This is a genomic window from Polaromonas sp. P3_C2 (genome assembly GCF_056402675.1).
Window position 1 is genome coordinate 1 of the sequence record NZ_JBFUGX010000873.1, and the last position, 1,466, is coordinate 1,466.

Below are 1,466 nucleotides of genomic sequence, written 5' to 3' on the forward strand. Positions count from 1 at the left end.
GTGCCACCCGTCTCAATTGCCTGCCGGATGGTCGTACGCTCAGCCTCGGTACCTCGCTGCATGGCGATGATCAGCGGAAGTGTCGCCTTGCCTTCGCGTAAATCGTCGCCCAGGTTCTTCCCCATTTCAGACACATCCCCGTCGTAGTCCAGCACGTCGTCGATCACCTGGAATGCGGTGCCCAGTGCCTGGCCGTAGTCTGCGCAGCTTTGCTCAATGGCTGGCGGCGACTGGGCCAGCAAGGCCGCCAGGCGGGCGCTGGCTTCGAACAGCTTGGCCGTCTTGGAACGAATCACCCGGAGGTAGCCCTCCTCCGACAGTGTCGCGTCGTGCATGTTCATAAGTTGAAGCACCTCGCCCTCGGCGATCACGTTGGTCGCCTCGGCAAGTGTCTGCATGACACGCATATCGCCGGCTTCGACCATCATCTGGAACGCCCGGGAATAGAGGAAGTCACCCACCAGAACGCTGGCAGGGTTGCCGAAGGCCTCGTTGGCGGTCGTGCGGCCCCGGCGCAAGGTGGATTCGTCCACCACGTCGTCATGCAGCAAAGTTGCCGTATGGATAAATTCCACCACGGCCGCGAGGTTGTGGCGTTGTTCCCCCCGGTACCCCAGCACACCGCACAGCAGCAGCAGCAGGGCGGGACGAAGTCGCTTGCCGCCAGCTGCCACGATGTACTGCGACACCTGGCTGACCAGCGGCACCTCGGATTTGAGCCGCCGCTCGATGACCGCGTCCATTCCACGCATGTCGTCGGCAATCAGGGCTAGGGCTGCGGCAGTGCTTGAAGAGTTGACGGACAAAGGGGATCCAGATGTTGAGAGATGGTAAGTTTGGGCAGATTATAGGAAGCCCCCTCTGTCCGGAGGCGCTGCCGCAGCCCGCAACCACCACCTGAAAGCGCTAAAACGGCACTTCTGGCCAATTTGGCCCCGTCATGCTAGAATATTGGGCTCTGCGGAAATCCGTCTGCAGAACTCAATAAAGAGGTCTTACATGTACGCGGTCATAAAAACCGGTGGCAAACAATACAAGGTTGCTACTGGAGAAAAAATTAAAGTAGAACAGATTGCTGCGGACGTAGGCCAAGAGATCGTTATTGACCAGGTATTGGCTGTCGGCACCGGCAGCACAATCACGGTTGGTACGCCCTTGGTGTCCGGCGCCACTGTTACAGTCACTGTCCTTTCCCAGGGTAGGCACGACAAGGTTCGCATTTTCAAAATGCGCCGTCGCAAGCACTACCAAAAGCGTCAGGGCCACCGGCAAAACTACACGGAACTGCAAATCGGCGCCATCGCCGGTTAAGCAGGGACGTACCAGGAGTAACGAAAAATGGCACAGAAAAAAGGCGGCGGCTCTACGCGAAACGGGCGTGATTCACAGCCCAAAATGCTCGGCGTCAAGAAATTTGGCGGTGAAGTCATTAACGCAGGCAGCATCATTGTGCGCCAGCGTGGCAC

General features: G+C 58.5%; 3 protein-coding genes. 2 read left to right on the forward strand and 1 reads right to left on the reverse strand.

Annotated elements, in window-relative coordinates; all coding sequences use genetic code 11:
• On the reverse strand, positions 1-806 hold an 806-nt coding region (locus AC1DWI_RS22920; RefSeq protein ID WP_477725882.1), incomplete at its 3' end, for a polyprenyl synthetase family protein.
• Between the two features lie 193 nt (positions 807-999).
• On the opposite strand from AC1DWI_RS22920, the gene rplU reads away from it, so the two are divergent.
• Positions 1,000-1,311, forward strand: a complete 312-nt coding sequence (gene rplU, locus AC1DWI_RS22925) for a 50S ribosomal protein L21 (RefSeq protein WP_122955355.1) — start codon at positions 1,000-1,002, stop codon at positions 1,309-1,311.
• A 27-nt stretch (positions 1,312-1,338) separates the two neighbouring features.
• A partial coding sequence (locus AC1DWI_RS22930) for a 50S ribosomal protein L27 (RefSeq protein WP_477725883.1) occupies positions 1,339-1,466 on the forward strand: 128 nt, incomplete at its 3' end.

What these genes read in the sequence shown, in the direction of transcription:
- rplU (WP_122955355.1), top strand. Translation starts at nt 1,000, where the DNA reads ATGTACGCGGTCATAAAAACCGGTGGCAAACAATACAAGGTTGCTACT.